Below are 21207 nucleotides of genomic sequence, written 5' to 3' on the forward strand. Positions count from 1 at the left end.
TACATAGTTAAGTAGCCAAGTACGCCTACATTAAGCTATTTAAATTACCGAACAGCGAAGAAGCACTATCTACAGCAGACATAATGCCGGATGCTGCAGTGATCATCAACAGAATGAAAACAATGATACCGCCAATAATGCAGGTAACAATCCACAACCATGTACGATCTGCCTTACGTGTACACTGCGCCTGAGCCACTAGTACACCAGGAGCGGCGATGAACATAATAACTGTGCAAACATACAGCAATACTGACAGACCAGTTAAGCCTCCACCAACAAGACCGAATAGGAGTGCTGCGAGTAGGAATGCATTTGCTGGCATAAGACGTTGTGCAGCTTTGGTTTGCACACTGGCAAATGGAGTAGCATCACCCAAAATACGGTATCCAATAAACGCGATGAGTACTACCGCATACAGCAGAATGAATGACAAGATCCATCCCTTAAATAATCCAGAAATTGGAGCATTCATGGATGGTGCATATCCTGAATATCCTGAACCCATCATGTTGAAGAGCCCTCTACTGAAGCTGTTTGCTGCGCTTACAGCTCGCACCTGCCACATATAGGTAGTCAATCCCATCACGAAAGATGTGATAGCGAAAGAAACAATCGGCCACCATACTTGTGTATTGGCTTGGTGCGAAGGACGCAAGAATGACTGCCACATCCACTTAAACAAGTTAATAAACTCAGAATTCTGAGCTGCTGGCTGACCCTGCATTGGCATACCCTGCATAGGCTGAGCTGGTGCCTGCTGATTTGCCATTGGCATACCCTGGTTTGGCATAGCTGGCATAGGCTGTGTCATCATTGGTTGAGCTGATTGGACTGGCTGAGCTGGCATTGATGAACCTGCGTAGGCTTGTGGCATGTCAGCAAACTGAGGATCAGGCAACTGTCCAGTGTGCATCGGTTGCTGCGGCACTTGCTGGAACATCTCAGTTGCGGTATCCTGCTCAACCTGTGTGTTCTGATCTGCTAACTCGATACCAGGCGCTGCAGCATTTACAGGGGCAGCTTCATCTGTATCAGCTTGTGTTTGCTCATCAGCGGATACATTGGGGAATATTGACTCCTGCACTGACTGCACTCCAATAGACTGCTCAACAGGTGCTGGCGTGTCCTGTACTGGAGTAGCCATCATATCATTGTTAGCAACGGTTTCAGTAAACGGGTGACCACATTTGCGGCAAAACTTGGCAGTTGCAGGGTTCTCTGCACCACATTGACTACAGTTTTTCATATAACTATTCCTTCCCTAGAGCCCTTGGCTTCTCCTAACAGCTCTTAGTTTACAGTATTTCATCACAGTATGCTTGAATCTTCTAATTCTTATACAGATTGAATATTTTGTTTCTCTATTTCACGCTGTTACTATGGAGTGCAGTAGATGAACGAGGAAATTATGCAAACAGTAACTCATACTTCATATCAGCAGCATTTAGAAGCACACAAACTACCTCTTATTATTCGTGTTTATGGGGTGTTACTTATTGTCGATGCTGCGCTTTCTTTGCCAACATTTGTAATGCTCGGCGTTGATACAGTACATGCTTTATACACAAATCCAATTACTCACACACCTACACTGACCAGCATTCTGGCGCATAGCGATGGCGTGTTGCAATTTGGCATTATGTGTGCGCTTGCAGCTCTAGGCATTGGCATTATGCGCAACCGCCGAATGCAAGTAGCACGGTATGCTTATGCAATCATGCCATTTACTGTAGCGCAGGGTTTGATTGATCTGGCACTGTATGGTGTCAGTGCTCATCAACTGACTGCTTTGGTGCAGATGGTAATTCTTATTGCTGTGTCAGTTACTGCTGATCCTTCGCTATTTGACGAACGTCAGTTACAGCGTAAATTACGGTCCATGAATGCGCGTGATGCGTATGAAGAGGCGTTACGTATCAATATGGTTGGCCGTGATTTAAGCGGTAAAGGATATATTCAACTCGACTTCTTTAACCTGTTTTGGGTGTTTGTGGTTTCTAGCGTTATTGGTTTAGGCATTGAAACGGTATACCATTTTATCCTCTTTGGTGAGTACCAAGATCGTGCGGGGTTGCTATTTGGTCCGTTTTCCCCTATTTATGGGTTTGGTGGCGTGCTACTCACTATGCTGCTTAATCGCTTATATGACAGTAATGTAGTGTTAATTTTCCTTGCCTCTGCTATTATTGGCGGCTCATTTGAGTATGCCACAAGCTGGTTTATGCAGGTGGCTTTTGGTATTACTGCTTGGGATTATACTGGCCAATGGCTTTCTATTGATGGGCGTACCAGCGGTAAATACATGATTATGTGGGGTATATTGGGACTGGTTTGGCTTAAACTCTGCTTACCCAATTTGCTGAAGTTAATCAATAGAATTCCTTGGAAGTGGCGCTATTCAGTGACTACGATTGCTGTCATTATTATGCTTGTTGATATTGTGATGACTCTAATGGCCCTTGATTGCTGGTTTACTCGGGCTTCTGGCATTGCTCCAGGATCGCCTATTGAGCGCTTCTTTGCGACGTATTTTAATAATGATGTGATGGCGCATCGCTTCCAGACCATGCATTTGGATCCAAGCTCTGCAGGTCGTTTGTAGGATTGCTCTCCTCAATCACAATACCGCCTAGCTACAGCTAAAATATCGAGCATCTTTAGTCAAACACTATACCGAGCTTTTTAGTTGAAGGTCGTTCAGAAAAGTATGTTCTTCTGCGTGTAATCATATCTCTTACCATCTTGTATGCGGTATTCTCGCTCTCCAATTGGGGAAGTAGTACTTGAATGCAATGGTTATATAAATCTACTTCCCAATCTATCGCAGGAGTGTGTCTGTGATTACACTCACTGAGTTTTCTAAGAAACAAGTTGAAGTAGTGCAATCCTTCTTGATAATCTCTTTTCAAAAAACAGAGCATAGCAAGGTCATAATGATTCCAATATCCGCTCTGTGCTACTAGTGTTTCCAATTGAGCCTCTAATTGTGCTTTTGCATAATCTAAATCGCGAAAACGTCTATACTCTCGAACTTTTTGTAATGCAATTTGTGCAAACCATTCCATCTTTGCTGAAAAATCTGCGTCGTCTCCTGTGTATGGCACGTATCCAACTTTACCTACACGCGATCCATAATTAAATGCAAAAGTAGTATTTAATCCTTCACTACTTTCCCATAGAAAACTTACAGCGACATTAAGTGTTGAACCTTTACTGATGGTAAAAGGTTGATACTCGACTAGTATTACAAAATACCCATTATCATCAATCCAAGTTCTAGAAGCTCCTATTCTGAACAATCCTTCAGGAGCGAGGATGCTCCTTGCAGCTGCGTTGATTATCTTATTATGTTGTTCGACCATGCTGGCATCACTCCTTTGTAATGCTTCTGGTATCATTATTACTCCTATTGTTATTGTACCTTGTCTCATAACAATAGTGCCCGCCGATTGGCGGGCACATATTCTAGCTTTTCTTGCTAAGGCTCAATTATTTGAGGCTACTCTTCTGGAGTGATGTTGGTAATGGTGCCGTTTTCGTCGCCCAAGTCGCCGAAGTTGAAGTCACCACCTAAATCACCGAAGTCACCCAAATCTGAGTAGTCGTCTGTATTGAACGCATCTGGAGTGAAGTTATCTGGATCAAAATCACTGCCTAAGGTGAGGTCACCAAAGTCAATGTTTGAGAAGTCTACGTCACTCATATCACCGTCGTTCAGACCGAGCAGACCATCGGAGCCTTCTTCACCCAAACCGAAGCTTGGATAAATAGAATCGCGAATAGCCTTGTCTGGCTCAACTACGGCATTACGGTAACGTGCAAGACCAGTACCAGCTGGAATCAGCTTACCGATAATGACGTTCTCCTTAAGACCCTTCAAATCGTCAACCTTCTGGTTCAACGCAGCCTCGGTCAGTACGCGAGTTGTTTCCTGGAAGGATGCTGCTGACAGCCATGAATCGGTTGCCAGAGAAGCCTTGGTAATACCCATCAATTCTGGACGACCAACTGCTGGGCGCTTGCCTGCTGCAACTGCAGCCTTGCTTGCTTCCTTGAAGCGAGCCTTATCGACAAGTTCGCCTGGCAGCAGATCAGTATCACCAGAGTCTTGCACGGTGTAGCGGCGAAGCATTTGATGCACAATAACTTCAATATGCTTGTCGTGAATATCTACACCCTGAGAACGGTATACCGTGTGGACTTCTTCTACGATGTTCACCTGTGCTGCACGTGGACCCATAATGCGCAGAATCTTCTTAGGATCTACAGAGCCTTCGTGCAACTGTGTACCGCGACGAATATGGTCACCATTGTGCACCAAAAGTGGCACACGAGAAGTGACTGGATACTCAAGTGAGGTTACGGTTTCACCATCAGCATTGCGTGCTTCTGGATCATCTGGAATCACCTTAATAACGCGACCAGTGTTGGTTTCAGAAATTTCAACCACACCATCATACTCAGCAATTGGTGCTTCACCCTTAGGGGTACGTGCTTCGAACAACTCGGTAACACGAGGCAGACCCTGTGTAATATCGGATGCTGCTGCAACACCACCGGAGTGGAAGGAACGCAGTGTCAGCTGAGTACCAGGCTCACCAATGGACTGTGCTGCAACAATACCAACAGCTTCGCCAATATCGACGAGCTTGTTGGTTGCCAAGGACCAGCCGTAGCACTTAGCGCACACGCCACGCTTGGATTCGCAGGTGAGTACAGAACGTGCCTTCACGGTTTCTACACCGTGAGCTACGAGGTCACGGATTACATCCATGCTCAAAGCATCGCCACGCTTGTACAGTACGGTGTTGCTATCTTGTGGATCGAGCACATCTGCAGCGAGCAGACGTGAGTATGGACCACCGTCAGCAGCCTTGACTACCTTCAAATTGCCATCTTCATCACGTTCACCAACGGCCATAACAAGACCCTGCTTGGTACCGCAATCCTCTTCACGAACGATAACATCCTGAGAGACATCTACCAGACGACGGGTGAGGTAACCAGATTCTGCTGTACGCAATGCGGTATCAGCCAGACCCTTACGTGCACCGTGCTGGGAGATGAAGTACTCCAGTACGGAAAGGCCGTCGCGGTAGTTGGACTTGACTGGACGAGGAATAATTTCGCCCTTAGGGTTTGCCACTAGACCACGAATACCAGCAATCTGGTTGATCTGCATCATGTTGCCTCGTGCACCAGACTGCACGATAATTGACAGGTTGTTTTCTGGATCGAAGGCGCTTTCCACAGCCTCGGAGACCTTAGTGGTGCATTCGGTCCACAAATCAATCAATTCTTGACGGCGCTCTTCTGCAGTCAAATCACCATCTTCATACATTTCATTGATCTTGTGAGCCTGAGCTTCTGATTCAGCTACAATCTGATCACGCTCAGCTGGCTCAACAACATCAGAGAATGCGAAGGTGACGCCTGACCATGGTGCGCGGGTGAAGCCCATATCCTTCAAAGCATCCAAGGTTGCAGACACCTGCTGTGTAGAGTAGCGAGATGCAATCTCATCAACGATGCTGACGAGCTGCTTCTTAGCAACCTGGAAGTTGACGAATGGGTAGTCTTCTGGAAGTGTGCTATTGAACAGGATACGACCGTAGCTTGTAGCAAACAAGATAGTGCCGTCCTGCAAACGCTCTTCTTTCACAACCTCGTCGCTACCATCGACCTTAACTTCGCTTGGCTCCCAATCTTGTGGAAGCACGAAGTCAGCTGGCATACGAAGCAGTACCTTGGCTTGCAAATCAATTTCGTGCAGGTCAAGTGCCATGCGGCATTCCTCGAGTGAGGAGAAGATACGTCCCTGTCCCTTGGCACCTTCACGGACGGTGCTCAAGTAGTACAGACCCAGAATCATATCCTGAGATGGCATGGTTACGGTATGACCGTCTGCTGGCTTTAAGATGTTGTCAGAAGCCATCATCAAAGAACGAGCTTCTGCCTGTGCTTCTGCACTTAATGGCAGGTGCACAGCCATCTGGTCACCATCGAAGTCTGCGTTAAATGCAGCACATGCCAATGGTGGCAAGTGGATTGCCTTACCTTCAACCAAGATTGGCTCGAATGCCTGAATACCCAAGCGGTGCAGTGTAGGTGCACGGTTGAGCAATACTGGGTGTTCAGAAATAACTTCTTCCAGCACGCCCCAAACTTCTGAGTCACCGCGGTCTACAAGACGCTTGGCGCTCTTCATGTTCTGTGCATAGTTCAAATCGACCAAACGCTTGATAACGAATGGCTTGAAGAGCTCCAGTGCCATTGGCTTTGGCAAACCACACTGGTGCATGCGCAAGGATGGACCAACCACGATTACAGAACGACCTGAGTAATCAACGCGCTTACCCAGCAAGTTCTGGCGGAAACGACCTTGCTTACCCTTGAGCATGTCAGAAAGTGACTTCAATGCTCGGTTAGAAGCACCGGTTACCGGGCGACCACGACGACCATTGTCGAACAAGGAATCCACTGCTTCTTGGAGCATGCGCTTTTCGTTGTTCAACATAATCTCTGGAGCGCCTAAGTCAATGAGTCGCTTCAAACGGTTGTTACGGTTGATAACGCGACGATACAAATCGTTCAAATCGGATGTTGCGAAGCGTCCACCGTCAAGCTGAACCATTGGGCGCAGATCAGGTGGGATCACAGGGATAACATCCAATACCATTGCTACTGGGCTGTTACCAGTAGAAATGAAAGCGTTAATAACCTTAAGGCGCTTTAATGCACGAGCCTTTCGCTGACCTTGCTTTGCAGTCTCGATAACTTGACGCAATTCGTCAGCTTCTGCCTGCAAATCAAAATCTTGCAAACGCTTCTTAATAGCTTCTGCCCCCATGCAGCCTTCGAAGTAGTCCCCGTAGTCATCGACCATTTCGCGCCACAGATCTACATCGCCTTCCATTTCGCCTGGCTGTAGGCTCTTGAAGCGATCGAATACTGCAGTATGGCGTGCAATCTCGTCATTGTAACGCTTGCGAATAGCACGTAAATCACGATCGGCTGCAGCACGAAGCTTGCCCTTGAGGGAGTTCTTTGGATCTTCGTCTGCTTCTACAGTGGCGAGATCTTCCTCAAGTTTGCGAGCACGCTTATCGAGCTCGTTATCACGTGCCTTTTCGAGGTTGGCGATACGAACGTCGAATTCGTCTTGCAAATCTGGCATATCCTTGTGACGCTGCTCTTCATCTACGCTGGTCACCATGTATGCGGCAAAGTAAATAACCTTTTCGAGGTCCTTTGGTGCCATATCGAGCAGGTAGCCCAAGCGGCTTGGCACACCCTTGAAGAACCAAATATGGGTTACTGGGGCTGCCAGTTCAATGTGTCCCATGCGTTCACGGCGTACGCGGCTCTTGGTGACTTCTACACCACAGCGTTCGCATACGATACCCTTGAAGCGCACGCGCTTGTATTTACCGCAGGCGCACTCCCAGTCACGGGTTGGACCGAAAATCTGTTCGCCGAATAAACCGTCTTTTTCTGGCTTAAGGGTACGGTAATTAATGGTTTCTGGCTTCTTGACTTCGCCATAGCTCCAGCCGCGAATATCATCAGCGGTAGCCAGACCAATTCTTAGCTTGTCAAATGCGTTAACGTCCAGCACTGTTGTCCTGTCTGTTTAATTCCCTGTTGGGATCTGTAAGTCTTACGCAAGTGTGCACGGCACAGTTTCAAGTGTTGATAACTGGATAACCTGTACCGCGCTCACGGTGTTTAGCGATACATTGGCTCGCTTGTGGTATCAGGAGCGGAAGCACCTGCATCTGGGCGTGAACCAATGTTGAAGCCCAAATCATCAGCTGCGGAAACAGGATCATCATCCTCTTCCTTCATGTCGATAGCCACACCTTCAGCGTTGAGCACTTCAACATTAAGAGAGAGGGACTGCATTTCCTTGAGCAGCACCTTGAATGATTCTGGAATACCAGCAGGTGGCAGGTTTTCGCCCTTGACGATTGCGCCATACACGCGCACACGACCATCAACATCATCAGACTTAATGGTCATCATTTCGTGCAATGTGTATGCAGCACCGTATGCTTCCAGTGCCCACACCTCCATCTCACCAAAGCGCTGACCACCGAACTGTGCTTTACCGCCCAATGGCTGCTGGGTAATCATGGAGTATGGGCCTGTAGAGCGAGCGTGAATCTTGTCGTCAACCAAGTGGTGCAACTTCAAGATGTACATGTAGCCTACAGAAATTGGCTTGCCGAATGGTTCACCAGTACGTCCGTCATACAGTACTGCCTTACCGTCGTCGCCAACCATGCGATCACCATCGCGGTTTGGCAAGGTGGTCTTGAGCAGACCGTGCAGTGCATCCTGACGCACACCGTCGAATACAGGGGTCGCTACTGGTGTATTTGGATCAGCCTTTTCAGCACCTTGTGGAATATGCTGCTTCCATGCTGCCTCAAGGTTTGGATCGATATTGATATCCCAACCAGAGTGTGCAATCCAACCAAGGTGAAGCTCAAGCACCTGACCCAGGTTCATACGGCTTGGTACGCCCAATGGGTTCAACATAATGTCTACAGGAGTACCGTCAGCCAAGAATGGCATATCTTCTTCTGGAAGAATGCGTGAAATAACACCTTTATTACCGTGGCGACCAGAAAGCTTATCGCCCTGAGTAATCTTACGATGTTGTGCGATATACACGCGGATCATGCTGTTCACGCCGCTTGGCAGTTCATCGCCGTCTTCTTCCACATCTTCCTTGGAGATTTCCTTAACCGCGATAACAGTACCGGATTCACCGTGAGGCACGCGCAATGATGTGTCGCGCACTTCGCGGCTCTTCTCACCGAAGATTGCACGCAGCAAGCGCTCTTCTGGGGTAAGCTCAGTTTCACCCTTAGGAGTTACCTTACCGACAAGAATGTCGCCTGCCTCAACCTCAGCACCAATGCGAATAATGCCACGCTCATCAAGGTTTGCAACAGCATCCTCACCAACATTTGGCAGGTCTCGCGTAATTTCTTCTGCGCCGAGCTTAGTGTCACGAGCATCGATTTCATATTCTTCAATATGAATTGAGCTCAAAGTGTCATCTTGCACCAAACGCTGAGAAATAATAATAGCGTCCTCGTAGTTGTAACCATTCCAAGGCATGAACGCAACGAGCAAGTTCTTACCCAATGCCATTTCACCTTGGTCGGTTGCAGGACCGTCAGCAAGTACAGAACCTGCTTCTACGCGCTCACCCTCAGAAACCATTGGAATCTGGTTGTAGCATGTGGACTGGTTGTTGCGCTTGAACTTGTCGAGACGATAGCTGGAAGTAGTTCCATCATCGTTCATTACGCGAATAATGTCTGCAGAGCAGTACACTACTACGCCATCTTTTTCTGCGATAACAACATCGCCAGAATCATATGCTGCACGCCATTCGCCGCCGGTACCTACCAGTGGACGCTCAGACTTAATCAGTGGCACTGCCTGACGCTGCATGTTAGCGCCCATCAATGCACGGTGACCCTCATCATGCTCCAAGAATGGAATCAAAGATGCACCAACAGAAACCATCTGACGTGGAGAAACATCCATGTAGTCCACGGATTCTACTGGAACGTCGACTGCTTCATCTTCGCCAACTCGAGCCAATGCATCATCAGAAAGGAAGTTGCCATCAGCATCAAGTTCCTGGTTTGCCTGTGCAATAACGTGCTCAGCATCGCGGTCTGCAGTCATGTATTCCACTTCGTCGGTGACATGACCGTCTACAACCTTGCGGTATGGTGTTTCGATAAAGCCGAATGGGTTAATGCGACCAAAGGTTGCCAAGGAGCCGATCAAACCAATGTTTGGACCTTCAGGGCTTTCAATTGGGCACATACGTCCGAAGTGGGATGGGTGCACGTCTCGAACTTCCATAGAAGCACGATCACGGCTCAAACCACCAGGACCCAAGGCGGAAAGACGGCGCTTATTGGTGATACCAGCCAATGGATTGTTTTGATCCATGAACTGGCTCAACTGTGATGTACCGAAGAATTCTTTAATTGTTGCAGCAACAGGACGGATATTAAGCAATGACTGTGGAGTAATTGCTTCTGCATCCTGCGTGGTCATGCGTTCACGTACCACGCGCTCCATACGGCTCAAACCAGTACGCAGCTGATTTTGAATCAATTCACCGACTTGGCGAATACGACGATTGCCAAAGTGATCGATATCATCCACATCAACGCGAAGCTCAACGTCCTCACCATTACGCTTACCTGGGAAGGACTCTGCATGAGCATGCAAAGCGCACAGGTACTTAATAGTGGCAACAATATCTTCGCGCTTCAAGCTGCGATCAGAGAAATCGCCTTCAAGACCGAGCTTACGATTGATCTTATAGCGACCAACACGAGCTAAGTCATAGCGCTTATTGTTGAAATAGAAGGAGTCGAGCAGTGTGCGACCTGCTTCTGCAGTTGCCGTATCACCCGGACGAATACGGCGATAGAGTTCAACCAAAGCATGGTCACGAATCTCTTCGTCACTTGGACGACCTGCGCTCAAATCAACATCGCCATTAGCGTTCTTTGGAGCAGTTGCTTCAATTTCCTTAGCCAAGGAATCAAGCACTAATGGGTAGCCTTGGAATTCATCGTGGATTTCGCGCTCAGTCATGCCGATAGCTTCAAGGAAGATAGCAACAGACTGCTTGCGCTTACGATCAACGCGAACTTCCAAATGATCGCGCTTATCGATTTCAAACTCAAGCCATGCACCACGGCTTGGGATGATCTTTGCGCCAAATACTTCCTTATCGCTAATGCGGTCGGCAGAGCGGTCGAAGTATACGCCAGGAGAACGCACAAGCTGGGAAACAATTACACGCTCAGTACCGCCAATAATGAAGGTGCCGTGTGGAGTTTGTAATGGGAAATCTCCCATGAACACGGTCTGGCTTTTAATTTCGCCAGTTTCATTATTGCAGAACTCAGCATTCACATACAGAGGAGCAGAATAGGTGTAATCCTTCTCCTTGCACTCCTGTACGGTGTGGCGTGGCTCTTCAAAATATGGGTTTGAGAATGTCAAGCTCATAGTTTGAGCGAAGTTCTCAATTGGGGAAATCTCGTCAAAGACTTCTTCAAGACCAGAAACATGTGGAACAGTGTTGGTACCTGCTTTCAGGTCCTCTTCCACACGACGACGCCAGCGTTCATTACCGATAAGCCAGTCAAAGCTATCGGTCTGTACGCCAAGCAAGTATGGTACATCAATTGGCTCTTTAATAGAACCGAAGTTCACACGCGCAGAGGCTTTGTGCAGAGCAATATCATGCTCACTTGCGCGTGCCTGAGTCGCGGTGTTTTCAGTATTGGTTTCGGCCACCAAGATAGGTTTATCCTTCTCGTTCGCTGTGGATGTCGTTAAGGGAACCGAACGGCCGCTATATGCCTGATGCGGGCTCCCCCGGTGACGTATGCCCGCTATATGACACACTTCAGGTAATCAAAGAACAATTCTATACCACACTTTTGACTTCAATGCACGTCGAAGCGTCTATGGCGTGTTGCACTATTATTTATTATTCAAACTAGTTTCGCGAATATGTGCACTAATATGCTGTGCTTGCTCAAGAGTTGGTGCATCTTTAACCAGCAGAGCCTCACGATAGTAGCGCAATTCATCAAGTGACTCAATAATATCGGTAAGTGCACGATGACCACCCCACTTAGCAGGACGCGCCTCATACACTGCAGGATACCACCGGCGAGAAAGCTCCTTAAACGTGCTCACGTCAATGACGCGATAATGCATAAGCCCCATCACATCAGGCATATATTTATCCAAGAATTTCTTATCAGAACCAACTGAATTACCGGCAAGCAATGGTTTAATACCCTGTGGAATAAAGCGCTGCATATACTCTACAATTTGTGCTTGCGCCTGCGCTAAACTTAAGCCCTGCTCCCACTCATTGATAAGCCCAGAATGAGTGTGCATCTTACGCACAAAATCATCCATATGGTCTACCGCAGCCTGGCTTGGTTTGATAACCAAATCAATACCTTCATCAAGCACATGTAAATCAAAATCAGTCGGCACCACAGAAACTTCTACCAACTCATCATGCTCAATATCAAGACCTGTCATTTCACAGTCCACCCACATCAATCGTGAATCTTGTGCTGTGTATACCTCATTATCATGCGCATCTACCATTGTTGCTCCTTTAGCTTGACTGAGCATGTGTACTGTATTCGCATTCACACGAACCCATCAGTATACAACACTACCCGACTAGAAACTCGTTATCGTTTCTACAAAATAATCAATAATATTAGGTCCTCGTGCAATCAAGAGTTCAGGATGCCACTGCACAGCCCACACACAGCGATTGCCCGGTCGCCACATTGCCTCCACAATGCCATCGTCAGCTACAGCCATCAGCTCGAATCCCTCACCTAATGTGCGCACTGCTTGGTGATGATAGCTATTAACTGGCATATGCTCTAGCTGAGTTTGCTCAAATAATGGAGTATTTGGCACGATTGTAACATCATGTCCAAGGGCATCCTCAGGAACATCATGCATATGATGCTCTACATCGCTAGGATGCTCAGTTGGCAGGTCATGCCACAGCGTGCCACCACATGCCACATTCATCAACTGCATACCGCGACAAATACCAAGCATTGAAATATCACGTGCTAACCCTGACTGGAATAGTGCCATTTCTAAAGCATCCCGCTCAGGACTTAACACTTCGCTGCGACCTACTGCTGCTTCATCAGTATGGAGTTGCTGCGCTTGCCCATTAACAAGTGCCGTACTGCTGTCGTTACTGTCGATACTGCTGGTGCTGGTGCCAGCATATTGTGCCAATACTTCCGGCGATATATCCGGCCCTCCAGTAAATACAATGCCATCAAGTTGGTCAAGCAATCCTTCAAGCTGTGCTGAATCAAGATGCAGCGGCAACATCACAGGAATACCGCCTGCTCGAGTAATCGCATCCATATATCCAGGAATCATCCACAAGCTATGTAGCTTGTAATCAACCAGCGGCGTTACTCCTATTAGTGGCATCTTTGACATGGCGTCTCCCCTTTATAGCTGATCTCTAACTATCTAATATAGTATGGGTAAGATTCCATGAAAATAGTAAATCAAAGCATATAGGCAGAAGAAGCCTCCTCTCGACTTTGAGCTTCCAAAGGAGAAGCTATGCAAGGGTGGTTCTGTTGGTCAGCACTATATTCTTACTAAGATAGTTTTGTGATAATCCGTGTGTTTATTTCTACAAAAACACTTACTATGTTATTTATCTATCCTCCATTCCTAAGCTGGTTGAAAAATTAGATTCATTCTGTACTAATCTGTAGCAAATCTTTCATAAAAGCTACTTTCTGAAAAATTATGCGTATTACTCCTGCTCCTCCAACTGCTTAAGAGTAATTCCCTCTTTGGTCTTCCACGCTGTTTTTCCACTCAAGGAAGCACCACCAACAAAACAAGCAGCGGTAGATGGACTAGCAAACAAAAGATCTTTCTTCAATACACCATCGACACCAATATTCGCAGCATTCTTTTCTCTGAGTCCTACCACATTATCTGGGGTGCTTTTCACTAGTTCCTGTGAAATTTTACTTCCAGAGAGTACCACAAAACCTTCAGCTGTCCTCAGCCCAGTTGCGTCCGCTTTACTGCTGTGATAATAGAGTAATGGTTCAGGGGCAGATTCTATAATATTCCCGAAATTATGTTTCTTTGCAATGAGCGGTTCGAAAACTTTGTATCCTAAAGCGCCAATAACAATCCTTGCATATGAAATGAACTCTTCCATTTCGCTTTCTTTTTCTTCGGTAAGATTTCCTGTAGTTGGCTCATTACCATTGTGAACTCGGTATCGTCCAGCCTCAACTGCCATATTACGGAAACGGTTTTCGAGGTAACTCATTTCAGTAGGACCAAAAGAATTATTAGCAGTGGTTAATGCAACAGCTTCAGTCCACCAATCCTTATCACTACTGCGCTTATGCTCTTCCCAACGATTCAAAATACCAAGACCATTTTTGCGAGTACCAGCCTGCCCAATATAAACAATCGGTTCATCAAATTCGTCTGACACACCAAACAATAGATACACACCTGACTGTTGTAAATACTTAATACTTTTGGATTGATCCATCATTGTTCGAGGAATTTTATATGCGAGACCAGTCCAATTCGCTAATGTGCATTTTATTCGCCCGCTAGGCTCGCCATCCATTAAAAAGAGATTGATTACTTTCCCAACCATGTATAACTATTCCGTCCTCATTGACTCTATATTTTCTCAACTACAATTACCAACTATACTCAATATCTGTATCTATATGTGCACCAAACAAATGACATAAAAAACTTCCTGCTGATGCCAGTAATTCCAGCATCTAACAGGAAGTTCTTAATGGTTTAATGGCTTCTCTAATAAACCCAGCCTATAAACCTAGCCATAAAACTATCTTTGGATAGTCCCGAGCTTTAGTTCTCATGGAAACCAGTGTAGTTTGGAGCTTCCGCAGTCATCACAATGTCGTGTGGATGAGACTCACGCAAACCTGCATCAGTAATGCGGATGAAGCGGCCGCGCTCGCTCATCTCACTAATATTGTGTGCACCAATGTAGAACATGGACTGATGCAAGCCACCAATCATCTGATACAGCACTGCTGACAGTGGTCCACGGTATGGCACTTCGCCTTCTACACCTTCTGGAATCACCTTGTCGCTGCTGGTAACATCTGCTTGGAAGTAACGATCCTTAGAATAGCTCTTCTTACCGCGTGGAGCCATAGCGCCCAAGGATCCCATACCACGATACAGCTTGTATTGCTTACCATGCAGCAGTACCTTCTCGCCTGGAGCTTCCTCGCAGCCTGCCAAAGTGCCGCCAAGCATGACGGAGCTTGCGCCTGCAACAAGAGCCTTAGCAATATCACCAGAATAGTGAATACCACCATCAGCAATACATGGCACACCAGCTTCACGGCATGCAAGAGCTGCCTCATACACTGCAGTAAGCTGAGGTACGCCCACGCCTGCGACTACACGAGTTGTGCAAATAGAGCCAGGTCCAATACCAACCTTAACGGCATCAGCACCGGCATCAATCATAGCCTGAGCGCCTTCGCGAGTACCAATATTACCGCCGATAATCTGCACATTCCTAAAGGCTGGATCATTCTTCAAACGGCGAATCATATCCAGTGCCAAACGTGCCTGACCATTAGCAGTATCTACTACCAGCACATCCACGCCAGCTTCCATCAATGCGGAAGCACGCTGCCATGCGTCACCCAAGAAGCCAACGCCGGCAGCCACACGCAAACGACCTTGCTCATCCTTAGTAGCATCTGGGTACTGCTCAGTTTTCACAAAGTCCTTAACGGTAATCAAACCAGTTAAATGACCTTCTGCATCAACTAATGGCAGCTTTTCTACCTTGTGCTTAGCCAGCAGGTCGTGAGCATCTTCTTTAGAAATATTTGAAGGACCAGTGATGAGGTTTTCGCGCGTCATCACGTCCTTGACCTTGAGACGATCGTAGTCTTCTGTTGCAATGAAGCGCATATCGCGGTTGGTGATAATACCAACTAAACGGTTATCGCTGTCGACAACAGGCAAACCAGAAATATGAAAACGACCGCATAGCTTATCTAAATCAGCTAGGGTCGCTTCTGGATTTACGGTTAAAGGATTGGTAATCATACCAGACTCAGAGCGCTTAACAATATCAACTTGCGCAGCCTGGTCATCAATAGACAAGTTACGATGTAGCACACCAATACCGCCGTTACGTGCCATAGCAATTGCCATATCAGCTTCGGTGACGGTATCCATTGCAGCAGAAATCATTGGGACTTTCATGCTGATTTCACGAGTAAGGCGTGTGGTGGTGTCTACTTCTGATGGAATAACATCAGTTTCATTAGGCAATAACAGCACATCGTCATAAGCTAAACCAAGCTTAGCGAATATTGGAGGAAGTGGGGCATACGCGCTTTGCGCGGTCACATCAAAATCTGTAGCCATAGCAGTACTGTATATTCGCGGGGGGACGTGTGTCTCACATAGTGTCGCTGTGAGCTGATTGGTGCACTTCTTCCGGCCTAACATATGGCACGCGCGAATTCAGTGCTGTATGTGTTTCTGCAGCAAGTACAATCGCCGCACCCACAATAATGAGAATCCCGCACAATTTAAGGTTAATACCCGGAATCTGCTGAGCTAAGAGCAATACCACTACCACAATAGCAATTTTTATAATCCAGCCGAGCATAAACCATGTCATATATGCCGCAGGACGCAAATGCAGACGCGAAAGCACCGCCACCAGCACCGGATTGGAAAGGCAAAATAGCACTACTGTAACAATAGCCATAAGCGCAGCACTTACTCCAGAAAGCCCTACAAACATATAGCTTCCAATTAACGACAAAATAGCAAAAATACCTAAGAACAGCACACTTTGATGAATTGCTCGCCACATCAGCGTCCATACGGTGTCCTCGCGAATACTGCTCGGAGCTTCCTGCTCGTTAATCGTCTTGCTTTCACTAACTTTGGTTTGAGGCTCTCCAGCATTGCTTGTCAAGGTACTATTTTCCCCACTTACTTCGGTTAACTTATTTCCCTGCTTGATTGCCATGGTGCTCTTCCTACCAGTCTCCCTACTACTTCACGCACTCCTCATACTAGTGTGACATGCAGTAGGTGTTGTGCTTTGCTATATGCGTTATTTACTATAACGAATTTTTTATCGTATGACTATTGGTATAACCATATTGTCACATGGTGTAACAAACTCTTCTCTCATACTGTTCTCTATCAGAATGTGCTATGCGGACTTGCTCTATAGCACTAGCCTACATAATGCTGACCTGACTTATCATTTATCCGCCCGATGTTGTGCTACCGGCTGATGAGGAAGAGCAGGATCGTCTGATGTTGATACTGCATCAAGATCACCCTCACGTATCTCACGAATCCTGTGCCTAGCATACGGATACATCGTTACCACAGTAAGTACAATTGCTGCTACAGCAAAAACTGCTGCTGCCAGATGAATAGGCAATACCAAAATAGAAAGCGAACCAAACGCAATCAGCGCTGCCCAACCCCACAAAATCAATACCGCACCTTGTACCGAATGCCCAATTCGAAGCATACGGTGATGCAAATGCATACGATCAGGATGCATAGGAGACTGACCTTTTGCCAATCTACGCACAATTGCCAAACACATATCGAGCACAGGCAAAAACAGCACCAAAATTGGCAAAAGAATAGGCATAAATACTGGAAGATATATACTGGCATGAATTGTTGAAGGATCCAATCTACCTGTCATCACAATTGATGCACATGTAACTAAATATCCAAGCAGCATGGAACCGGAGTCACCCATAAATAGTTTTGCCGGATGCCAGTTATGCAGCAAAAAGCCCACACAAATACCCACTAATGCCACATCAATCATTGTGGCAAGCGAGGCGTAGCTTGGAGAATTGCGTGCAATAATATACGAATAAATGGCGAATGCAATACCACCAATAGCAACGATGCCCGAGGATAGCCCATCTAGTCCATCGACAAAATTCACTGCGTTAATAGAAGCCACAATCAATATTGCTGTAATAGCCATAGAAACACTTGGAGAAGCAGCAATAAGTGAACCAAATGGAAGAGATACCACTTCAAGCCCACCCCATGATACAAACACAGCAATAATCAGCTGACCGGCAAGTTTGAGCATCCAATCCAAATCCCAGCGATCGTCAAGCACACCCAGCAAGCACACTCCTACTGCACCTAACGCAATTACCTCAGGTTGCAAACTATTGACAAACAGCGCTCTGGTAAGCGGCAACTGGCTGGCAATACACATCGATACGAGGAAGCCCAGCATCATAGCAACGCCGCCCATACGAGGTGTAGGCATGGTATGCACGTCGCGAGCGCGCACTTTACCTACTGCACCAAAACGAATCGCAAGATGACGCACTAGCGGCGTGAATAAATATGTTGCGCCTCCTGCAATTGCGGCAATGAGTAGATAAACTCTCATGTATTCCCCTAGTGTCTATATTCAATGGTTTGGCAGTTGATAGTTTGGCATTTGATGGTTTAGCGTGCGTGTGCGCTGTTTTGTTTCGTAATGTATTACTCGGTTACTCGATTACTCGGCTATACGCTGTTCGTGTTTCATTACGTGTTCTTCATGATTCATGTGTTCTGCAAGCACTTGCTGCGCAAACTCGCGCACTTCTGTCATCGGTATTGTTCCTTCGCGTAAAATTTGCATGCATTGCGGCTCTTGAGCATTGTATGCACATACTGTGCTGGCCACTGGGCCTGGTGTTGGACCTGCATCAAGAATGAGGTCAACACTATCCCCTAGCATTTGCTCCACCTCCTGCGCTGATGTTGCTGCCTGCATGCCTGAAATATTAGCACTTGATGCTGCAAGCGGACCACATAGTGCGAGAATTTGTTGCGCCTCAAGGTGTGCTGGTACACGAACCGCCTGTGTGCGATGAATATTGCCGTGCTCATCGGTCTGTGTGCGCACAGTAACCAGCGCCGTATCTGGATCATCAACATTGCATATTGGAGAGAATCCTCCTGGGCAAAAATGCTGTGCTACCATATCGAGCGGGAATGGAATACTCAAGCCATACTGGTGAATATCAGATAGTTGTGCTACTAGAATTTGCACAGTTTTTTGCGCTGGACGGTGTTTAACGACAAAAAGTCGCTGTACGGCTTCTTTTGAAGTGGGGTCACAGGCTACGCCATATACAGTGTCTGTAGGTATGGCAATTACACCACCTTGTGCAATGATGTGCTGAGCAAGTTGTAGTGACTGCTGATCTACTGTAAGTATGCGTGCCATTGGTTACCTCCCTGCACATGGTAACGCGAGCCTAGCACAGCTGGTATTTATATGGCATATGAAGGTATAAGAAGGCAATAAACGGCAAAATGGAAAAATGGAAAGGAACTGCGAATAGTACTCAGCCATCTCTTTATAGCCCCCAGCCATCTCTTTTATGTATTGTCAAAGTTACAGTTTCGATAATAGTTATTTAACGCAATACATAGCGGATAATTGTGGTAATACACAGTAGAAAGTTGCAGTAAGACATAGCGTGAATGCTGTAGTAAGACATAGCGTGATCGCCGTAGTAATGCGAAAACCATATTTGAACAATTGCTAATACCTAAACTAGCAATGTGTACAGCAATACGTACAACAAAATGCGCCATACTTTGACTATAGTTGTAGTAGGTTCGTAACCATTATCAGTTTCGTATTAGTAAACACTCTATGCTTGCTATCGTATTGAAATGACTACAAATGATAGCGTAAACAATGCTGAAATTAAGCCAGTTGAACTACGTACTCCGCGCGCCACCGAGCGTGAAGAAATGTTAGCTGGGCGACTGTATAACCCTGCAGATGCGGAACTGACGGCACTGCGCGAACGTGCTGCAGATTTATGTTTGACCTTCAACCAATTGCCACATAGTCAAGCAGCCGAACGCACCAAGATTCTCGACCAGCTCTTCCCCGAACATGGAGATGCTATCGAAATACTAGGCCCGCTGCAATGCGATTACGGTGTGCATACAACTATTGGTAACCGAGTTTTTATCAATTACAATTTCACAGTGCTTGATTGTGCTCCAGTGCGCATTGGTGATGATGTGCTTATTGGACCGAATGTGTCACTATTACCACCCATGCATCCTTTGCGCTGGCAAGATAGGAATCTGCGCCAAACTGCAAGTGGCGAATACTACGACTATGAGTATGGTCTGCCTATTACTATTGAACGCAATTGCTGGATTGGCGGCAATGTTACTATTTTGGGCAATGTAACCATTGGAGAAGGATCAGTTATTGGTGCCGGCGCTGTGGTTACTAAAAACATTCCTGCTCACAGTATTGCTGTTGGTAACCCTGCACGCGTGCTGCGCCAGATTGACGACACAAATGATGCGGCAAGTTTGCAAAGTTACGCGCAATAGTGACCGCCAATAATCATAATCAATAATATTCAGTCTTGCTTTGTTTAGCTCTTTGCTCAGTCTCGTAATGCTTAACTTTGCCGAGCAGAGCACAGTCGCATTAAGCGTGGTTATTGAGACGTGATTAAACTAAGCGTGAAACTATGCGTGGTCGCACTCAGTGAAATTGAGCTAAGTACGACTGCCCTATACGTGGTCGCGATAGGCGTGATTGTACTTATTTTATTGCTTGAATAAACCGATCACGCCCCGCATAATCTTGACACACTTCAACATGAGTAAAGCCAATGCGCTGTGCATATCGTGCTAACACCGCTCCTTGACTGGCATCATGCTCCATAATCATACAGCCGCCTGACGCGAGGAGCTGATAGCCAGCATCGAGCACATGTTGAGGAATAGCAGTACCATCTGCCGACCCACCGTACAATGCGAGCTGCGGATCATAATCGCGTACCTCAAGCTGTGTCACTGGAGTATCCAGTGGAATATACGGTGGATTACTGAGAACTAAATCAATAGCACCAACTATCGGCCGTAGTCCGTCTAGCTTAGCAGCCTGCGTTGCATCTCCCTGTATCAGATGATATCGCTGTGCTGCATGAGTTGATTCATATTGCTCGCATACTGTCTTGGCATTGCGCTGCGTCCACTGTAAAGCATCGTTGTCAAGTTCTACTGCCCAAACTTGGCTGTCTACCCGTTCAGTAAGCACTGCAAGACCAATAGCACCACTGCCAGCACATAAATCCACCACACGCGGTTGAGTGAGATTCTGCACTTGATGCTGATGCTCTAACCAATCAAGACCTGCTTGTACAACAAGCTCAGTTTCTGGTCGCGGAATAAACACTCCCCTACCCACTTGCAACGTGAGATAGCGAAAAGGCGCCACTCCAAGAATATGTTGCAATGGCTCACGTTGAGCCCTACGCTGTGTAAGCGTTTCAATACGCTGCATAAGCTGTGCTGTAGCATCAGACGACAATGGTATATCTTGGCGCATAATAATAAGGCGCTGTAATTCTCGTACTTCTATGCCTAACGCATACGCTACCAATACTAATGCTTCATGCCGGTATGGTTCAATACCTGCCTGCTCAAGCGTAGAAGCTACCTGATCGACGATCTGACTGTACTGCACAGCGTGAGCACATCCGC

Annotated in this window: 14 protein-coding genes; 2 read left to right on the plus strand and 12 right to left on the minus strand. The window is 46.7% G+C overall.

Features of this window, described 5'->3' with window-relative positions:
* Nucleotides 1-25: 25 nt before the first annotated feature.
* Nucleotides 26-1249, minus strand: a complete 1224-nt coding sequence (locus IEU85_RS04080; RefSeq protein WP_188354918.1) for a zinc ribbon domain-containing protein — start codon at nt 1247-1249, stop codon at nt 26-28.
* A 147-nt stretch (nt 1250-1396) separates the two neighbouring features.
* Between IEU85_RS04080 and IEU85_RS04085 the strand changes: the two genes are divergently transcribed.
* A complete protein-coding gene (locus IEU85_RS04085) occupies nt 1397-2605 on the plus strand; it encodes a putative ABC transporter permease (protein ID WP_188354919.1) in 1209 nt (402 codons plus the stop codon).
* A gap of 55 nt (nt 2606-2660) precedes the next feature.
* On the opposite strand, the gene IEU85_RS04090 is transcribed toward IEU85_RS04085, so the two are convergent.
* The 10 genes from IEU85_RS04090 to IEU85_RS04135 form a co-directional block, all read right to left on the minus strand.
* Nucleotides 2661-3401 (minus strand): hypothetical protein, encoded by a 741-nt coding sequence (locus IEU85_RS04090; RefSeq protein WP_188354920.1) that lies wholly within the window; start codon nt 3399-3401, stop codon nt 2661-2663.
* 101 nt (nt 3402-3502) lie between these two features.
* Nucleotides 3503-7621, minus strand: a complete 4119-nt coding sequence (locus tag IEU85_RS04095; protein ID WP_188354921.1) for a DNA-directed RNA polymerase subunit beta' — start codon at nt 7619-7621, stop codon at nt 3503-3505.
* 110 nt (nt 7622-7731) lie between these two features.
* Nucleotides 7732-11355, minus strand: a complete 3624-nt coding sequence (gene rpoB / locus IEU85_RS04100; RefSeq protein ID WP_188354922.1) for a DNA-directed RNA polymerase subunit beta — start codon at nt 11353-11355, stop codon at nt 7732-7734.
* 189 nt (nt 11356-11544) lie between these two features.
* Complete coding sequence (orn, locus tag IEU85_RS04105; RefSeq protein ID WP_188354923.1) at nt 11545-12189, minus strand: oligoribonuclease; 645 nt, start codon at nt 12187-12189, stop codon at nt 11545-11547.
* A gap of 78 nt (nt 12190-12267) precedes the next feature.
* Nucleotides 12268-13065, minus strand: coding sequence for a gamma-glutamyl-gamma-aminobutyrate hydrolase family protein (locus tag IEU85_RS04110; protein ID WP_188354924.1), 798 nt, complete (start codon nt 13063-13065; stop codon nt 12268-12270).
* A 328-nt stretch (nt 13066-13393) separates the two neighbouring features.
* The gene (locus tag IEU85_RS04115) at nt 13394-14161 is read right to left on the minus strand and encodes a GIY-YIG nuclease family protein (RefSeq protein ID WP_229714716.1); all 768 of its coding nucleotides are present in this window, start codon (nt 14159-14161) and stop codon (nt 13394-13396) included.
* 332 nt (nt 14162-14493) lie between these two features.
* The gene (gene guaB, locus IEU85_RS04120) at nt 14494-16044 is read right to left on the minus strand and encodes an IMP dehydrogenase (protein WP_188354926.1); all 1551 of its coding nucleotides are present in this window, start codon (nt 16042-16044) and stop codon (nt 14494-14496) included.
* A 34-nt stretch (nt 16045-16078) separates the two neighbouring features.
* Nucleotides 16079-16660 (minus strand): Cg1360 family ATP-synthase-associated protein, encoded by a 582-nt coding sequence (locus IEU85_RS04125; protein WP_188354927.1) that lies wholly within the window; start codon nt 16658-16660, stop codon nt 16079-16081.
* Nucleotides 16661-16900: 240 nt separating this feature from the next.
* Nucleotides 16901-18079, minus strand: a complete 1179-nt coding sequence (locus IEU85_RS04130) for a glycosyltransferase family 4 protein (RefSeq protein ID WP_188354928.1) — start codon at nt 18077-18079, stop codon at nt 16901-16903.
* Nucleotides 18080-18190: 111 nt separating this feature from the next.
* Entirely contained in the window at nt 18191-18907 is a 717-nt protein-coding gene (locus tag IEU85_RS04135; RefSeq protein WP_188354929.1) for an L-threonylcarbamoyladenylate synthase, read from the minus strand.
* Nucleotides 18908-19362: 455 nt separating this feature from the next.
* On the opposite strand from IEU85_RS04135, the gene IEU85_RS04140 reads away from it, so the two are divergent.
* On the plus strand, nt 19363-20046 hold the full coding sequence (locus IEU85_RS04140; RefSeq protein WP_229714717.1) for a sugar O-acetyltransferase: 684 nt from the start codon (nt 19363-19365) through the stop codon (nt 20044-20046).
* Between the two features lie 217 nt (nt 20047-20263).
* Here IEU85_RS04140 and prmC read toward each other — a convergent pair whose 3' ends face one another.
* Nucleotides 20264-21190: a peptide chain release factor N(5)-glutamine methyltransferase gene (gene prmC / locus IEU85_RS04145; RefSeq protein ID WP_188354930.1), complete on the minus strand. Its 927-nt coding sequence runs from the start codon at nt 21188-21190 to the stop codon at nt 20264-20266.
* Between the last annotated feature and the right edge of the window lie 17 nt (nt 21191-21207).

The organism is Galliscardovia ingluviei, assembly GCF_014635685.1.
Classification (GTDB): domain Bacteria; phylum Actinomycetota; class Actinomycetes; order Actinomycetales; family Bifidobacteriaceae; genus Galliscardovia; species Galliscardovia ingluviei.

Excerpts from the sequence above, each read along its gene's own strand:
- guaB (WP_188354926.1), bottom strand. The coding sequence starts at position 16,044 with ATGGCTACAGATTTTGATGTGACCGCGCAAAGCGCGTATGCCCCACTT.
- orn (WP_188354923.1), bottom strand. The coding sequence starts at position 12,189 with ATGGTAGATGCGCATGATAATGAGGTATACACAGCACAAGATTCACGA.
- IEU85_RS04090 (WP_188354920.1), bottom strand. The coding sequence starts at position 3,401 with ATGATACCAGAAGCATTACAAAGGAGTGATGCCAGCATGGTCGAACAA.
- IEU85_RS04085 (WP_188354919.1), top strand. The coding sequence starts at position 1,397 with ATGAACGAGGAAATTATGCAAACAGTAACTCATACTTCATATCAGCAG.
- IEU85_RS04140 (WP_229714717.1), top strand. The coding sequence starts at position 19,363 with ATGACTACAAATGATAGCGTAAACAATGCTGAAATTAAGCCAGTTGAA.
- IEU85_RS04110 (WP_188354924.1), bottom strand. The coding sequence starts at position 13,065 with ATGTCAAAGATGCCACTAATAGGAGTAACGCCGCTGGTTGATTACAAG.
- IEU85_RS04125 (WP_188354927.1), bottom strand. The coding sequence starts at position 16,660 with ATGGCAATCAAGCAGGGAAATAAGTTAACCGAAGTAAGTGGGGAAAAT.
- IEU85_RS04135 (WP_188354929.1), bottom strand. The coding sequence starts at position 18,907 with ATGGCACGCATACTTACAGTAGATCAGCAGTCACTACAACTTGCTCAG.
- IEU85_RS04115 (WP_229714716.1), bottom strand. The coding sequence starts at position 14,161 with ATGATGGATCAATCCAAAAGTATTAAGTATTTACAACAGTCAGGTGTG.
- IEU85_RS04130 (WP_188354928.1), bottom strand. The coding sequence starts at position 18,079 with ATGAGAGTTTATCTACTCATTGCCGCAATTGCAGGAGGCGCAACATAT.
- IEU85_RS04080 (WP_188354918.1), bottom strand. The coding sequence starts at position 1,249 with ATGAAAAACTGTAGTCAATGTGGTGCAGAGAACCCTGCAACTGCCAAG.